This is a genomic window from Myxococcales bacterium, from assembly GCA_016703425.1.
In the GTDB taxonomy this organism is placed as follows: Bacteria; Myxococcota_A; Polyangia; order Polyangiales; family Polyangiaceae; genus JADJCA01.
The window spans coordinates 125,891-139,176 of record JADJCA010000013.1 but is presented as its reverse complement, the minus strand read 5'-3'; the positions used below and the strand labels follow the sequence as shown (position 1 = coordinate 139,176).

The following is a 13,286-nucleotide window of genomic DNA, read 5'->3' as shown; positions in this document are numbered from 1 at the left end:
TCGGGCTTGCTCGCCCAGCGTGGCAAGCACGATTTCGGCGGTCGCGTCGGTGTGAAATACGCTCTAGAGTCGAGCCATCATGGAGGTGGGAGCGCTTCTCGCAGGCAAGTACCGCCTCGTCCGTCAGTTGGGCGACGGAGGCATGGGCACCGTCTACGAGGCTCGCCACGAGATCCTCGGCACGAGCTTCGCGATCAAGGTGCTCCATCCCGACTTGGCTCGCCGCCCCGGCCTCGTGGACCGCTTCCTCCGGGAGGCCCACGTGGCGGCGCAAATCAAGAGCCCACACGTCGTGTCGGTCTTCGACGTCGACCGAACGCCCGACGGCACCGCGTACATCGTGATGGAGCTGCTCGGCGGCGAGCCGCTCTCACGCGCGCTCGATCGGGAGCGACGCCTCACGCCGGCGGTAGCCATCGGTTACACGCTCCAGATCTTGCAGGCGCTCGAGGTCGCTCACGGTCTCAACGTGGTGCATCGAGACCTTAAACCCGACAACATCTTCCTCACGCCAGGACCGTCCGGCCCCGTCGTCAAGCTCATCGACTTCGGCATCGCCAAGCTGCGAAGCGCCGACCCTGCGGCGAAGAACCTGACGGCCTTCGGTGTCGTCATGGGCACGCCCGAATACATGGCGCCGGAGCAAGCGTTCTCCGCCGATCGCGCCGACGCGCGCTCCGACATCTACGCGGTGGGAGTCTTGCTCTACGAGATGCTCGCCGGCACGAGGCCCGCGACGGGCGAAGACGCTCAGACGGTGGCGGCCAAGGTGCATCGCGGCGAGATCGTGCCGCTCGTGCACGCCGCGCCAGGCGTGCCCGGTGAACTCGCGGGGCTCGTTCATCGCGCCATCTCGGCGCGCCCCGAGCTGCGCTTCGCGTCGGTCGCGGAAATGAGCGCTGCCCTCGCCGCCCTCGCGCCGTCGCTGGCCACCTCACCAGCCTTTGCGACGGGTACGGTGCTCGCGCGTCCGTTGGCGAGTCCCGCACCGTCCGGCGTGTCGGGTCCTGGAACGGCCCTCAGAACGGCGCCCCCCGACGTCGCGCCGGCGCACTCTCCGGTGCCGCCGCCGTACGCGACGCCCTACGCGCATGCGCCGCAACCTTCCATGCCGAGCTACGCGGAGGCGCCAGCGCGTCGTCAACGAAGCGCGCTGCCTTGGGTCATCGGCGTGCCGCTCGTCCTTGGCGCGGCGGGGGCCGTGGTGGTTCTCATGCTCCAAGCCGAAGACGCGCCGCCGGCGCCGTCGATCTTCACGCCAACGACGACGGCCACGCCGGTCCCACCCGTCGAGACCGTACCCGCGCCAACGCTGACGCCGGCCACCGCTCTTCCGCCGCTCGTGTCGGGACAAGTTCCGCCGCCGCTCGCTACGCAGAAGCTCCCGACGGCGCCTTCGACGAAGCCGCCCACGGGCGACGCGGGCCCTGTAGCGAGCGTGCCAACGACGACGACGCCCACGTCACCTTTTCCACCCTTTCCCTCGGGCTTTCCCACGGCGTTGCCCTTTCCGATGCCGTCGGCGTTTCCCTTGCCATCGGGCTTTCCGGCGATCCCGAGCGGCTTTGGGCTGCCGCCCTTTCCGCCGCCACCGCAGCCGCAGTGACGCGCCAAGGCCGCGCCGCGCTCGACCGCCAGAGCAGCTGAAGCGGCTGAAGCGGCCAGCGTCGCTGGGCGATCGACGACGCGACTGGTACATTTTGAGGCGTGCCGTCTCCCGAAGCCCGCGCTGACGTCTTCGAGCCGCTTCGGCCGATGCGCGACGCTTGGCTGCGCGTGGTGCGCGCACCGACGCGCCGCGCCGTCGTGGCGCTCGTCGCGCTCGCGCTCGTCACCGCGAGCCTGGTGGGGCGCCAGGGAACGGACCGCTCCCGCATCGCCGCTGTGCTCGGCGTCATCCTCACCTTCGGCGCCGCTGCCGTGTGGAGCCGGCGCCGCGAGCGCCGCCTGCGTTCGACGAAGTGGGTCGTCTCCGAGCTCATCGCGGTGGAGCAGCCCGACGTGGCGGGGCGCCTCTCGCGAGCGCTCACGCTCTTTGACGAAAGCGGAAACGCGCGGCAGGCGGGGACCTCGTTGCCGCTGGCGAGGCTTCACGTCGAGCGGTCCGTATCAGACGTCTCCGTCGAACAGCTAAGGCGTGGCGCGAAGCGAACGGCGGCGCGGTGGCTCGCCACGGGCGTGACGCTCGGGCTCGCGGCGCTCGTCGTTACGGCGCTCGATCCTTTTGCGATCATCGAAGGTGCGAACGTCCTCTTCGCTCGCGGCGGCGTGGCGCCGCTGACGGGCACGTGGGTCGAAGATACGGACGTCCGCGCGCGGCCGCCCGAGTACCTCCATCTCGACGAGGGACGCGTAAGGGCCGCGCGCGTTGAGCTGCCGCGCGGCACGCTGCTCACGGTGCGCGGTGCGCCGACGCATCGTGGCCGTCAGCTGCTCCTCACCGATGGGCACACGGAGGTTCCCTTCGTCGACGACGGGAGCGGGAAGGTCGTCGCGCGCTGGGCTCTTGGCGACAGCGTGAACCTCGGTGTGGTCGCGCGTTTTGGTGACGTGATCATCGAAGAAGCGTCGACGCTGGCCGTCGTCTCCATCGCGGACCGCGCTCCCGACGTGAAGCTCGAAGGGGCGCCCAAACGGATCGCGCTCGCGGGCGAGGTGGAGGTAACCGAAATTCCTCTTCGCTACGAAGTCACCGACGACCACGGTCTGCGCGAGGTTCATCTGGTGCTGCGAAGCGGCTCCCGAGAGGAGCGGCGGGTCCTCGCCAAGCTCGACGGAGAGACGAGGTCGGATCGCGGCGGGCATGTGCTCCGAGCCACCGACACGTTCATCAAGAAGAGCAACGCCCCTGTCGATATCTTGGTGGAGGCCAAGGACAACGACGCGGTCACCGGACCGAAGTGGGGAGCGAGCCCGGCGATCACGCTGGTGCCGCCGAGCGTCGGCGAGCCGGAGGCGCGGCGTGTCGAGGCGCTCAAGAAGCTTCGCGACGCCCTGGTCGATCGACTCGCGTGGCGGCTGGAGAAGCCCGTGCCCCCCGCCGGTGAGCCGCGCAAGCACTACGTCGCGGAGCTCGTGCAGGGCGCCGAGGCCGACATGGACCTCATGGACTCGGTGTTGGGCGCGAGCTACGCGGGCCTTCGTGTCCCGGGGCGCCTCCAGGCGATGTTTCGCGCGCAGTCGCGGAAGCTCGACGACGCCGTTCGGGCCCACGCGCGCGCCCCAAGCGCGGCGTCGCTTGCGGCGCTCACGAAGCAGAACGAGCGCTTCGTCTTGGTCGTCGACGCGGCGCTCCGCGGCTTCGGCGCCAAAGACACGCGTGACGTCGCCAAGCGCCTCGTCGAGGTCGCGGAGGATCTCGCCAGCGAGTTGGGCTTCCTCGCGCAGTCGGAGGCTCGCAAGGCCAAGGCCTCCCCGCGTCGCGTCGAGCACATCGACGCGGCGCTCTCGATTCTCACCGGGAGCGCGACCGCCATGAAGCGCCTCGGCTCCTTGGGGCGAGACATCGGCGGAGCGGTGGATGCCGCGCTCGTGCGCGTCGAGCGCAGCCGCAAGGCCGTAGACCTCGTGCACTCCGAGCTCGCGGCGCGCGATCTCGTCGCGCGCCTGAGGCAGCCTGATGCGTCGTTTGGCTCGCAGGGGTCGGGTCATCGCGCCGGCGGCGAATCGGGCGGCGCCCGTGGCGTCATGGGAGAAGGCGACGAGATGAGCGAGGAGGAGCAGGCCTTCAACGAAGCATCCCGCGATCTCGATCAGCTCATCGGCGATCACGCCAAGCAGAAGGGCGAGACCGAGGCGGCCGTGAGCGGCGCCTCGCCGGAGGAGCTTCGCTCGTTTGCGGAAGAGGCGAAGAAGCACGCCGAGGCGGTGCGCGAGGCGACAGCGGGCCTTCCGAGCGTCGGCGGAGGCAGCGACTCGTGGACCAGCAAAGGCGCCGCGGCGCGCGAGCATGCCGAGCAAATGGCTCGCTCCCTCGAGCAGGGGAGCCCTGCCGACGCGGTGCAAAGTGGCAAGAGCGGCCTCGCCGCCCTTGAAGAGGCGAGGCGTCAGGTTCGCTCCGATCGCTTCTCGCGTTTCGGTTTCGGTGGCGAGGCGGAAGCGGAGCGGCGCATCGACGACGCCAAGAGGAAGCTCGAGCCCGAACTCCGTTGGACCGAAGAGAAGCTCGAGGCCATGAAGAAGCGGGCCGCCGAGCGGGCTTCAGGTCAACTGCATCAGAGCGGCGAGGGGGAGCAGAAGCTCGCCGAACGGATGGGCAAGCTCGCCGAGCGTGGCAAGGAGAAGGGGGCGCTGCCGGCGCCGGCTCTGGATTCGTTGGAGTCCGCGGAGCGCGCCGCGCGGGATGCGGCCCGCGCGCTGCGGGAGCTCTCTGCGGAGAAAGGCGTCTCAAAGCAGGCGGAGGCTCAGCGCTTGCTCGAGGCGGCCCGTGAGGCGCTCGGCGACGAAGGGCAGTCGGATCCGCCGCGGGGTGACGACGGACCTACCGACATGGGCCACGCCGATATTCCCAAAGCCGACGCGCACAAGGGGCCTGAGGAGTTTCGTCGGCGCGTGATCCAAGGGCTCGGGCAGCCGTCGGCGGGGCGCCTGAAAGACGCCGTGCGACGCTACGCCGAGGGGTTGCTCCGATGAACCGCTCCTCGCGACTACGGTCTCTCGGGGCCCTCGGCCTGTTCGTCTGCGCAACGGCCGTGCTGCCGGCTTCCGCTGACGGACCGCTCGACGTGGGCGCCAAGGCCCGGGACCTCACGTTGGGGCTCGACCTCGACGACGCGCGTCGCCTCCTCGACGTGGCGGCGAAGGCAGCGCCCACGAGCATCGAGGTGGCGCTCGAGCGCGTGAGGCTCGCCATCTACGACGGCGACTGCGATGCGGCGCTGGCAATCTTGGCGCGACCGGAGCTGCAGAAGCTTGAAGTGGGAGCGGCGCTCGCGGAAATCAGCGGCGGCTGCGCCCGCGTGACGGCGGCTACGCACATCGAGAGGGACGACGCTCGCGGCATCGAGATCCGCTATCAAGACGACGAAGATCGGGCCCTGACGCCGGTCCTCGTGGAGACCATTGTTGCGGCCCGAGAGGCGCTCACGCGCGACCTCGGAGTCACGTGGCCGAAGACCACGCGCTTCGTCGTCGTGCGTGATCTCTTGTCGCTGAGCGCGATGACCGGTCTCCCGTACGACGCTGCTCGCACGACGGGCACCGTCGGCGTCGCCAAGTGGGGCCGCGTGACGCTGCTCTCACCCCGCGCGAGCCTTCACGGTTACGCGTGGCGCGACACGGTGGCTCATGAGCTCACGCACATGGCCATCACGCGGGCCTCGCTCGACCGCGCACCCTTGTGGCTCCAAGAAGGGCTCGCGAAGCGCGAGGAGGTTCGCTGGCGTCCGCCGGGGCCCTTCGACGACCGTCCTTCGCCCGAGTCGTTGGTGCTCCGCGGGATGGAGCTCAAGCTCGACTTGCCGCTCGACAAGCTCGGCCCGTCGATCGCCATGTTGCCCACCGCCGACGCTGCCCTCGTCGCCTTTGCCGAGGTGACGAGCTTCGTCCGCTTCCTCGCCGAATCGGGGCCGCCGAACGTGCTCCCCAAGCTCTTGACTGAGCTGCGTACCGCGAAGGGGGCCGATGAGGCGCTCGTCGCCGCGAGCGGCCGCGATCTCAAGACCTGGGATGGGACGTGGCGCACCTGGCTTGCCGCCAAGCCGAAAGACTCCATTCCGCCGGGCTTCGGTCTTGGCGCGGCCCCCCCAAACCTCAGCGAGTTGCGCGAGCGGGCCCGCCTCGCTGAGCTCCTCCTCGGTCGCGAGCATCCCGCCGCTGCGCTTGCGGAGCTTCGAAAGCTGCCGGCCGCTGCGGGGCAAGACGATCCAGTGCTGCGCACGCTCTGGGGAAGGGCCCACGCGGGCCTCGGTCAGTCGAAGGAGGCGGAGGCCGTCACCCGCGATCCCAAGGAGCTGCTCGCCTCGTACGGTCCCTGGTGGGCGCTCCGCGGCACGCTCCTGCGCGGCTCAGGCGTGCTGGGCGACGCCGACGCTGCGTTTGTCGAGGCCGTGGCCCAAGATCCGATCGACATCGACGCGGCCTGCGAAGGGGGCGTCGAGCTGCCTCGGCCTGAAAAGCGCCTACTGTGCGATGCCGCCCGCCGTCGAGGACCGCAGGGCGATTGAACGTCGCATTTTGCCAGTTTTTCCGCTGAATTTGCAGATCGCGCCGCCGTCGCTCTGCCACCGTGGCGCCGCCGAGCCGAGGTCATTTGACCGCTTCGAACGCCGGCGGTTACGATTGCTCGGATGCCGTCGGGCCCGTGCTTTCGTGCCCGCAACCACGCTTCGAGGGGGGCCTCCGACGGACCCGCCCTGGCCGTCTTGGCGTGGTGGTCCGTCCGAGCCCCCTTCGCCGCCGCCCGTCTGGGCACCACCCCATGAGCGCCTTGACGTTCGCCACCGCCCAAATCCTCAGGGTCTTGCCTAGGGCCGGGGTGAGTCGCGTCATGGGGCGGCTCGCGGAGCATGAATGGTCGGCGCCGCTAGGCCGGGCCGTCGTTGGCCTCTACACGAAGGCCTACGACGTGAGGCTCGAGGAGTGCGATCACAGCGGCGACTGGCGCAGCTTCGATGAGTTTTTCACGCGGCCCCTGCGGCAAGGGGTGAGGCCGCTTCACGGCGACGACCGCACGATCATCAGCCCGGCGGACGGACGCCTCGATGCGCCCGGCGATGTCGATGCGGCGGCCGTGTATTGGGTGAAGGGTCGCTCCTACCGCGCCGCGGAGCTCCTCGGCAGCGACGACGAGGCCGAGCGCTATCGAGGGGGCCGGGCCTGCGTCATCTACCTCTCCCCGCGCGACTATCACCGCGTGCATTCGCCGGTGACCGGCGTCGTGACGGAAGTGAGGTCGATGGCCGGCGACTATTTCCCCGTCAACGCCATTGGCATTCGGCACGTACCGAACCTCTTCGCCATCAACCGCCGCGTCGCCATCGCCATCGACAGTCGCGACTTCGGGCGGGTCACGCTCGTGATGGTCGCGGCCATTGTGGTGGGGCGAGTCACCGTCAGCGGCATCGCAGCGCGCGACGTTCCCGAAGGCACACACCGATTGGCGAGCCCGCTCTCCGTCAGCCGGGGCGATGAGGTCGGGGTCTTCCACTTGGGTTCGACGGTCGTCATGTTCATGGAGCGCGGCGTCCAAGGCCCCTGGCTCTCCCGCGAAGGGGCCGTGCGCCTCGGTGATCCGTTGCTCCGGCAAGGGGAGCCGCGTGCGCGACCCGGCGACGCAACGGAGGCGCGATGAGCGACGAAGCGTCCCATCGCTTTGGTGTGGCGCGCGTGCCGGGCGACGCGCTCGCCGAAGAGGTCGATGTGGATCTCGACGACACGGCGGACGAACGCCCGGCCAGCGCGCGCGCGCCGGCGTTGCCTGCCGCGTCCGCGCCGACACCGCTCCGCGTCGCGACGGAGCCGCCTCCGCCGCCCGATGTCCGCGAATCGAAGAAGCCGCGCGCCCGCATCTCGCTCCGCGTACCCGACGACGAGGTGGTGCGTCGGCCTGCGCCGCCATCGGCGCGCTCCGAGGAGGGGGTCACGAAGCAGCGGAGCTCCCCGCCGCCTCGTGAGATCGAGCACGACACGGCGCCGACGCCGCCGGTGATGATGGGGCCGCCACCGCGACCGTCTCAGCTCGATGGGTCAGCGCTCGCCCCACCGGGCGGCTCGGCGCCGACTTCGGTCCGGCCGCGCGACGCCGCCGACGGACTGCCGCCCATGCGACCCCGCGCGTCCTCACAGCTCGAGCCGCCGCCGCTGCCGGCGCGGGCCCGCGCGGCGTCGGTCTCCTCCGAGGTGGTGCGGCCGGACGGGGCGCCCAAGCCGCCCCAAGCTCCGCGCCCGCGTGCGAGCGTTACCAACGAAGTGGCCTCGGAGCGACCCGGGCCGGTCGCGCCGCTCCCGGTCGTACCGCCGCCGGCGCCGCCGCCACCCCCGGCACCGGTGCCGGCCGTCGCCGAGTCGCCCGTCGTCGATCTAGTGTCGCGCGCGAACGACGTGCCCCGTGCCAAAGACGCGCCCGTGCCCACCGATGTGATGAGCGCCACGGAGCTCGTGGACTCCGCGACGCCCATCGATGGCGCGCCGATCCAGCCTACGCGCATCGTGTCGGTCGCACCGGCGCCCCCGCCCCCCGACAGCAGCCTCGAAGCGCCCGACGATCTGCCGACCCTCACCGACCTGCCGGCCATCGAGCCGGCTCGTGATTCTGTCGACAACATTCCCATCGTCGAAGAGGAGCTGGAGCCGTCGGAGCCAAGGCCGCGCACGACCGACGTAGCGCCGGCCCCGCCTCCGGACGAGTTCCGGGCCGGCCCGCCGCCGCCCGTCGCGCCGCCCGCCGCCCCGGTCCCGTCGATGACGGTCGCCGACAGCGACGGCATCGACATCTCCGTTGACGAGGACGCGCCGCCAGAACCGTCGAGCGAGAGCGAAGTGCTCACCGACGACATGTTGTCGGTGGAGACGGTGCCCCCGCCCAAGACGCGCGTCGGCGACACGCCGAAGGCCGCAGAGGTCAAGGCCCCGGTCGCCGCTGCCGCGTCGGAGCCGCGAATCGCCTTGCCAGTCACCGCACCGCTCGCCTCGCCGGTCGTCGAGCCGCGGGCCGCTCTTGTCGAACCGCTCGCGAGTCCGCTGGCGCCCCAGCCCATGAACGAGAGCGCGGCGAGCCGCGCGAAGCGGCTCAGGCCCTGGTGGGAGGAGCTCTTCAACGACGACTTCATCCGCACCATGGCGAAGATCACCGATGCGCAGATCGCGCGCGAGATCGACTTCATCGAGGACAGTCTTGGCGTGGCTCGCGGCGCCATGATCCTCGACATGGCTTGCGGCACCGGGCGCCATTCCATCGAACTGACGCGCCGCGGCTACCGTGTCGTGGGACTCGACCTGTCGCTGGCGATGTTGGCGAAGGCGGCGGAAGAGGCGCAAGAGCGGGACCAGAAGCTCAATTTCGTGCAGGGCGACATGCGCGAGATGACCTTCGAGGACATGTTCGACGGCATCTTCTGCTGGAACACGAGCTTCGGCTTCTTCGAGGAGGAGAAGAACGCGCAGGTCATCGCTCGCGTTCACCGCGCGCTCCGCAAGGGTGGTCAGTTCGTTCTCGACGTGGTCAATCGCGACTTCGCGGCCCTGCAGGCCCCCTCGCTCGTCTGGTTCGAGGGCGACGGCTGCATGTGCATGGACGAGATGCAGATCGACTGGATCACGAGCCGCATGCGCGTGAAGCGCACGATGATGATGGACGACGGTCGCTCGCGTGAGATCGAATATTCGATCCGCATCTACTCGCTCCATGAGCTCGGCAAGATGCTCCACGACCACGGATTCCGGGTGGCCGAGGTGAGCGGCCGCGTCAGCACGCCGGGCGTGTTCTTTGGCGCCGAGTCGCCCCGCGTCTTGGTCCTCGCCGAAAAGCGTTGAAGCGACTGTGGACGCGCTGATCCACGATGGCGATCGCGTTCGCCGCACGAGCGACGTCGAGGAGGTCGCCGCGGCCCTCGCGGCTGGCCAAGCGCTGTGGGTCGACACCGGGGAGCGAACGCCGGACACCGATCGACTCCTCGACCAAGTCTTCCAGCTCCACCCGCTCGTGGTGGAAGACCTCTGGGGCGACCGCGCGCTCCCCAAGATCGACCGCTACGACGACTATCTCTTCGTTCTGATGCACGGCGTCCGCGCCGGGTCCAGCGCGCGCGAACTCGAACTCAGCGAGATCGACTTCGTCGTCGGCAAGAAGTTCCTCGTGACTCACCACACCGGGTCGCGAGCCATCGCGTCGGTCTTCGAACAGGCGAGCCGCTCGCCGGCGCTGCTCGCCAGGGGGCCCGGTTGGCTCATGCACGCCATCGTCGACGACCTCGTCGACCACTACCTGCCGGTGCTCGACGAAATGGACGTCGCACTCGAGGCGCTCGAGGCGCAGGTCCTCGAGGGCGCTGGAAACAACGAGGACATTCTCACAGGGATTTTGACGTTCAAGCGGTCACTCCAGATTCTGCGGCGCAACAGCCTTCACCAGCGCGAGCTCCTCCTGCGGCTCTCGAAGGGGGAGTTCCCGGAGATTCCCAAGGCGGCGATGCCCTTCTACCGCGACGTTTACGACCACTTCGCCCGCGTCACCGACATCGTCGACGGTTACCGCGAGCTAGTCTCGTCGGCCCTCGACGCCTACTTCAGCATGCAGTCGAACCGCATGGGCGAAGTCATGAAGACGTTGACGCTGATGTCGACGATCATGCTGCCGCTGAGCTTTATCGCGGGTGTCTACGGAATGAACTTCGAGCGCATGCCTGAGCTGAAGTGGACCAACGGCTATCCGTTCGCGCTCTCGCTCATGTTAGCGGTGGCCATCGCCATCGTGTTCTACTTCAAGCGCAAGGGCCTTTTGTAAGGAGCGAGGTATGGCCATTCGGAAGATCGCGAGCATCGGCCATCCGATCCTTCGTGAACCCGCGCGCCGCCTGTCGCGCGAGGAGCTCCTCTCGAGCCCGGTGCAGGCGCTCATCGACGACCTCGTCGACACGATGCGTGATGCCGCCGGCGCGGGCCTCGCGGCGAACCAGATCCACGAGCCGCTTCAGATCGCGGCCGTCGAAGTGAAGGACAACCCTCGCTATCCCTACAAGCCCAACTATCCGCTCACCGTCGTGGTGAACCCCGTCGTCGAGCCGCTCACCACCGAGACCTTCGACAACTACGAGGGCTGCCTCTCCGTGCCCAACCTCCGCGGTCAAGTGCCGCGCTTCGGCCACGTGCGGGTTCGTGGCTGGAGTCGGCGCGGCGAGGACCTCGATTTCGAGGTCAAGGGCTTCGCGGCGGGCATCTTCCAGCACGAGATCGACCACCTCTTCGGGAAGCTCTTCGTCGACCGCGTCGTCGACACGGCGACGCTCGCGACGCTCGTCGAGTTCGAGCGCCACGTGCTTCCTGGGTACATCGAGCGCGCGCGCGCCATCGCGGCGAGGTGGTCCGGCTAGCGGGCCTGACGGGGTCGGCTGGCTTAGCTCGCCCCGTTCGGAGGCGGCTAGACCGCGCTCGCGCCGAGCCTAGCGCGGTCCGCGCACGCGCGCGTCGAGCTCGAGGTAGTAGCTCACGAGGTCGCGCTCGCGGTGGCCTGCAAGACGAATCGCAAGACGCGTCCGAAGGGCCAGAGGCGCAAGCCCGACGGCGTCGTCATGGCCCAATAGCCGAGCTCGCTCGGCGCGATGTCGGTCCATTCGGCGCCGAAATTGCGAGCGAGGATCTCGCTCAAGAGGGCCCCGTGGCTGCGAATCTCAGAGGCCTCCTCGGCGGAGCGAATCGCGGCGACGGTGAAGCGTTCGCGCAGGCACCCCTGCATGTGCTCGATGCCCGAGAGGTCGGTCTTGAGTTGGGTGGCTCGCTGCTCGCGGTAGGCGCGGCCCAGGGTCCTCGAGAGAAGCGTGAACAGTACACGTGCTTCGGCAACGGACTTTGGCACGGCGTCGAAGGGAACAGCGAGGCCGTGGAGCCCCGGCGGCAAGGACAGCGTCTCGGCGAGCTCGGCGGCGCGGCGCTCGAAGTGCGGGACCGCTGGCGGTCGCGGCAGCGCGGGGGCGGGCGGTCCCGATTGGAACGGCGGGCGCGAAGCCCCGCGCGCCCAGCTTGACGGCGACCCTTGCGGGGGTGGTGGTTCGTAGGTGACCGCGGGCTCCACCTTGGGGCCTTGGGAGGCGGCCCGACCTTCGGCGAAGAGGTACGGATCGAGGCCCGCGGCCGGCGGCCTCGTCGGCATCTCGGAGGGCGTGCCCACGTGACCCTCCGGCGGCTTCGGCGTGGCGGCGGCCGAGGTTCGCGGCGGCGTCGTGACACCCATGATGAAGGGTTTCGGCGACGACTTCGGGGCGCCCGACGGCGTGGGGCTTGGCGGCGGCGTTGGACGCCGTGAGAGCGCCGAGAACGTCTCGACCTCGGCCACCGACGGCGAGGGTGACCGCGGGAGGTCGAGAACGAGGTTCGGTGCGCTCGGTCGCATGCGTCCCGGCGGCGGCGCCGTCGGCACGCTTCGCGTGCGCTCCGTCACGACGTCGGCCTCGACGTCGGTGTGTTTGCGCGCCTCCACCTTGAGGGCTTCGCTCGCGTGGGGATCGCTGAGCACCTCGCGCGCGAGCGACGCGGCACGAGCCGCGTGGCCCGACGCCGTCAGCGCACGGACCGCCAGCATGCGAAGTTCAGACGATGGCTCCTGGGCGAGCAACGCCGTGGCGCGCTCCGCCACCTCCTTCGGCGCACTGCTGGCGAACGACGCGTGAAGTCGCAGGTATTGTGCCGCCGGGCCGCGGCCGAGGTCGACCTCGAGCTTCTCGATGAGCGGCATCGCCTCAGCGGTTCGATCGCTCGCGATGAGGACGTCGATGGCGAGGGCCCGCGGATCCGAGAGCGGGCCCTTGGGCGAGCCGCTCGGCGCCCGCGCGAAGACTTGTTCGGCCCACGAGATTCGGTTCGTTGGCGCGCCGCGCCGCGCGAGCCACAAGACGAGATCGCTCTGGCTCACGTCGGGTGGCGGCGTGCGAACGGGTCCGTGGTTCTCGAGCTTGAGAACGGCCGCCGCGAGCGCGCGAAGGCCCGACAGCGACACGCGCTTGATGGACCTCTCGCCGGGCCGGCGCTTGGCCATGTAGTCGGCCGTGCGGAGCACCACCTCGGCGTCTGGGTTCGTGTCGCGGAGCCAGGCCGCGAGGCCAGCCGCCTGGAGGGCGGCGCTGGCGCCCGCGCTGCCGGCATCGATCGACACGCGGGCCAGGTCAACGACGGGGCTCGAGTAGGTCTTGCGTTCGCCGTCGTACCGATCACCCACCAAGAGCTCAGCGGCGCTGAGCACTCCGAGGACCGGCGCGGCGGACGTCGCGACGTATTTCGGCGCCACTGCCATGAGCGCTGACGCGAGCTCTCGGACCAGCGCGCTCGTGGCCCCGGCGGCGTCGAGCCGCGCGAGCGCATCGGCCACGGTGGTCCGGTAGCCGACCTCGTGAATCGCGCCGTAGTCGGTGGCGCGCAGCTCGATCTCGGAGGCGTCGAAGAGCGCGTATTCGGCCTCAAGGGGGCCCACGTCGGAGCGCACCACGGACACGCCCGCGATCTCGAGCTCGCAGCCAGCGGGCTGGCTAGTTGTGGTGTCTCCCCTGGATGCCATGGGCGGGCGTAGTCTTGCGCGATCGGCCCGGGCCGGCCAGAACCGAACTGCCATTTGGCCACAGCATGCGCCGCGGCAACAATTT

Annotated in this window: 8 protein-coding genes; 7 read left to right on the top strand and 1 reads right to left on the bottom strand. The window is 69.8% G+C overall.

Annotated features, from left to right (window positions below):
- Positions 1–79 precede the first annotated feature (79 nt).
- The 7 genes from IPG50_25540 to def all read left to right on the top strand — a co-directional run bounded on the left by IPG50_25540 (position 80) and on the right by def (position 11,027).
- Positions 80–1,606 (top strand): protein kinase, encoded by a 1,527-nt coding sequence (locus tag IPG50_25540; protein MBK6695548.1) that lies wholly within the window; start codon positions 80–82, stop codon positions 1,604–1,606.
- A 101-nt stretch (positions 1,607–1,707) separates the two neighbouring features.
- A complete protein-coding gene (locus IPG50_25535) occupies positions 1,708–4,632 on the top strand; it encodes a DUF4175 domain-containing protein (GenBank protein ID MBK6695547.1) in 2,925 nt (974 codons plus the stop codon).
- Positions 4,629–6,164, top strand: a complete 1,536-nt coding sequence (locus tag IPG50_25530; protein ID MBK6695546.1) for a hypothetical protein — start codon at positions 4,629–4,631, stop codon at positions 6,162–6,164. Before IPG50_25535 ends, IPG50_25530 begins: the two co-directional genes overlap by 4 nt.
- A 254-nt stretch (positions 6,165–6,418) precedes the next feature.
- Positions 6,419–7,291, top strand: coding sequence for a phosphatidylserine decarboxylase (gene psd / locus IPG50_25525; protein ID MBK6695545.1), 873 nt, complete (start codon positions 6,419–6,421; stop codon positions 7,289–7,291).
- Complete coding sequence (locus IPG50_25520; GenBank protein ID MBK6695544.1) at positions 7,288–9,471, top strand: methyltransferase domain-containing protein; 2,184 nt, start codon at positions 7,288–7,290, stop codon at positions 9,469–9,471. Before psd ends, IPG50_25520 begins: the two co-directional genes overlap by 4 nt.
- Before the next feature lie 7 nt (positions 9,472–9,478).
- Positions 9,479–10,441 carry a magnesium/cobalt transporter CorA gene (gene corA / locus IPG50_25515; protein ID MBK6695543.1) on the top strand — a complete coding sequence of 321 codons (963 nt, stop codon included), beginning with the start codon at positions 9,479–9,481 and terminating at the stop codon, positions 10,439–10,441.
- A gap of 10 nt (positions 10,442–10,451) precedes the next feature.
- Complete coding sequence (gene def / locus IPG50_25510; GenBank protein ID MBK6695542.1) at positions 10,452–11,027, top strand: peptide deformylase; 576 nt, start codon at positions 10,452–10,454, stop codon at positions 11,025–11,027.
- 113 nt (positions 11,028–11,140) lie between these two features.
- Here def and IPG50_25505 read toward each other — a convergent pair whose 3' ends face one another.
- A complete protein-coding gene (locus tag IPG50_25505) occupies positions 11,141–13,201 on the bottom strand; it encodes a hypothetical protein (GenBank protein MBK6695541.1) in 2,061 nt (686 codons plus the stop codon).
- Between the last annotated feature and the right edge of the window lie 85 nt (positions 13,202–13,286).

Coding starts and splice junctions, on each gene's coding strand:
- IPG50_25540 (MBK6695548.1), top strand. CDS start 80: ATGGAGGTGGGAGCGCTTCTCGCAGGCAAGTACCGCCTCGTCCGTCAG.
- IPG50_25530 (MBK6695546.1), top strand. CDS start 4,629: ATGAACCGCTCCTCGCGACTACGGTCTCTCGGGGCCCTCGGCCTGTTC.
- psd (MBK6695545.1), top strand. CDS start 6,419: ATGAGCGCCTTGACGTTCGCCACCGCCCAAATCCTCAGGGTCTTGCCT.
- IPG50_25520 (MBK6695544.1), top strand. CDS start 7,288: ATGAGCGACGAAGCGTCCCATCGCTTTGGTGTGGCGCGCGTGCCGGGC.
- def (MBK6695542.1), top strand. CDS start 10,452: ATGGCCATTCGGAAGATCGCGAGCATCGGCCATCCGATCCTTCGTGAA.
- IPG50_25505 (MBK6695541.1), bottom strand. CDS start 13,201: ATGGCATCCAGGGGAGACACCACAACTAGCCAGCCCGCTGGCTGCGAG.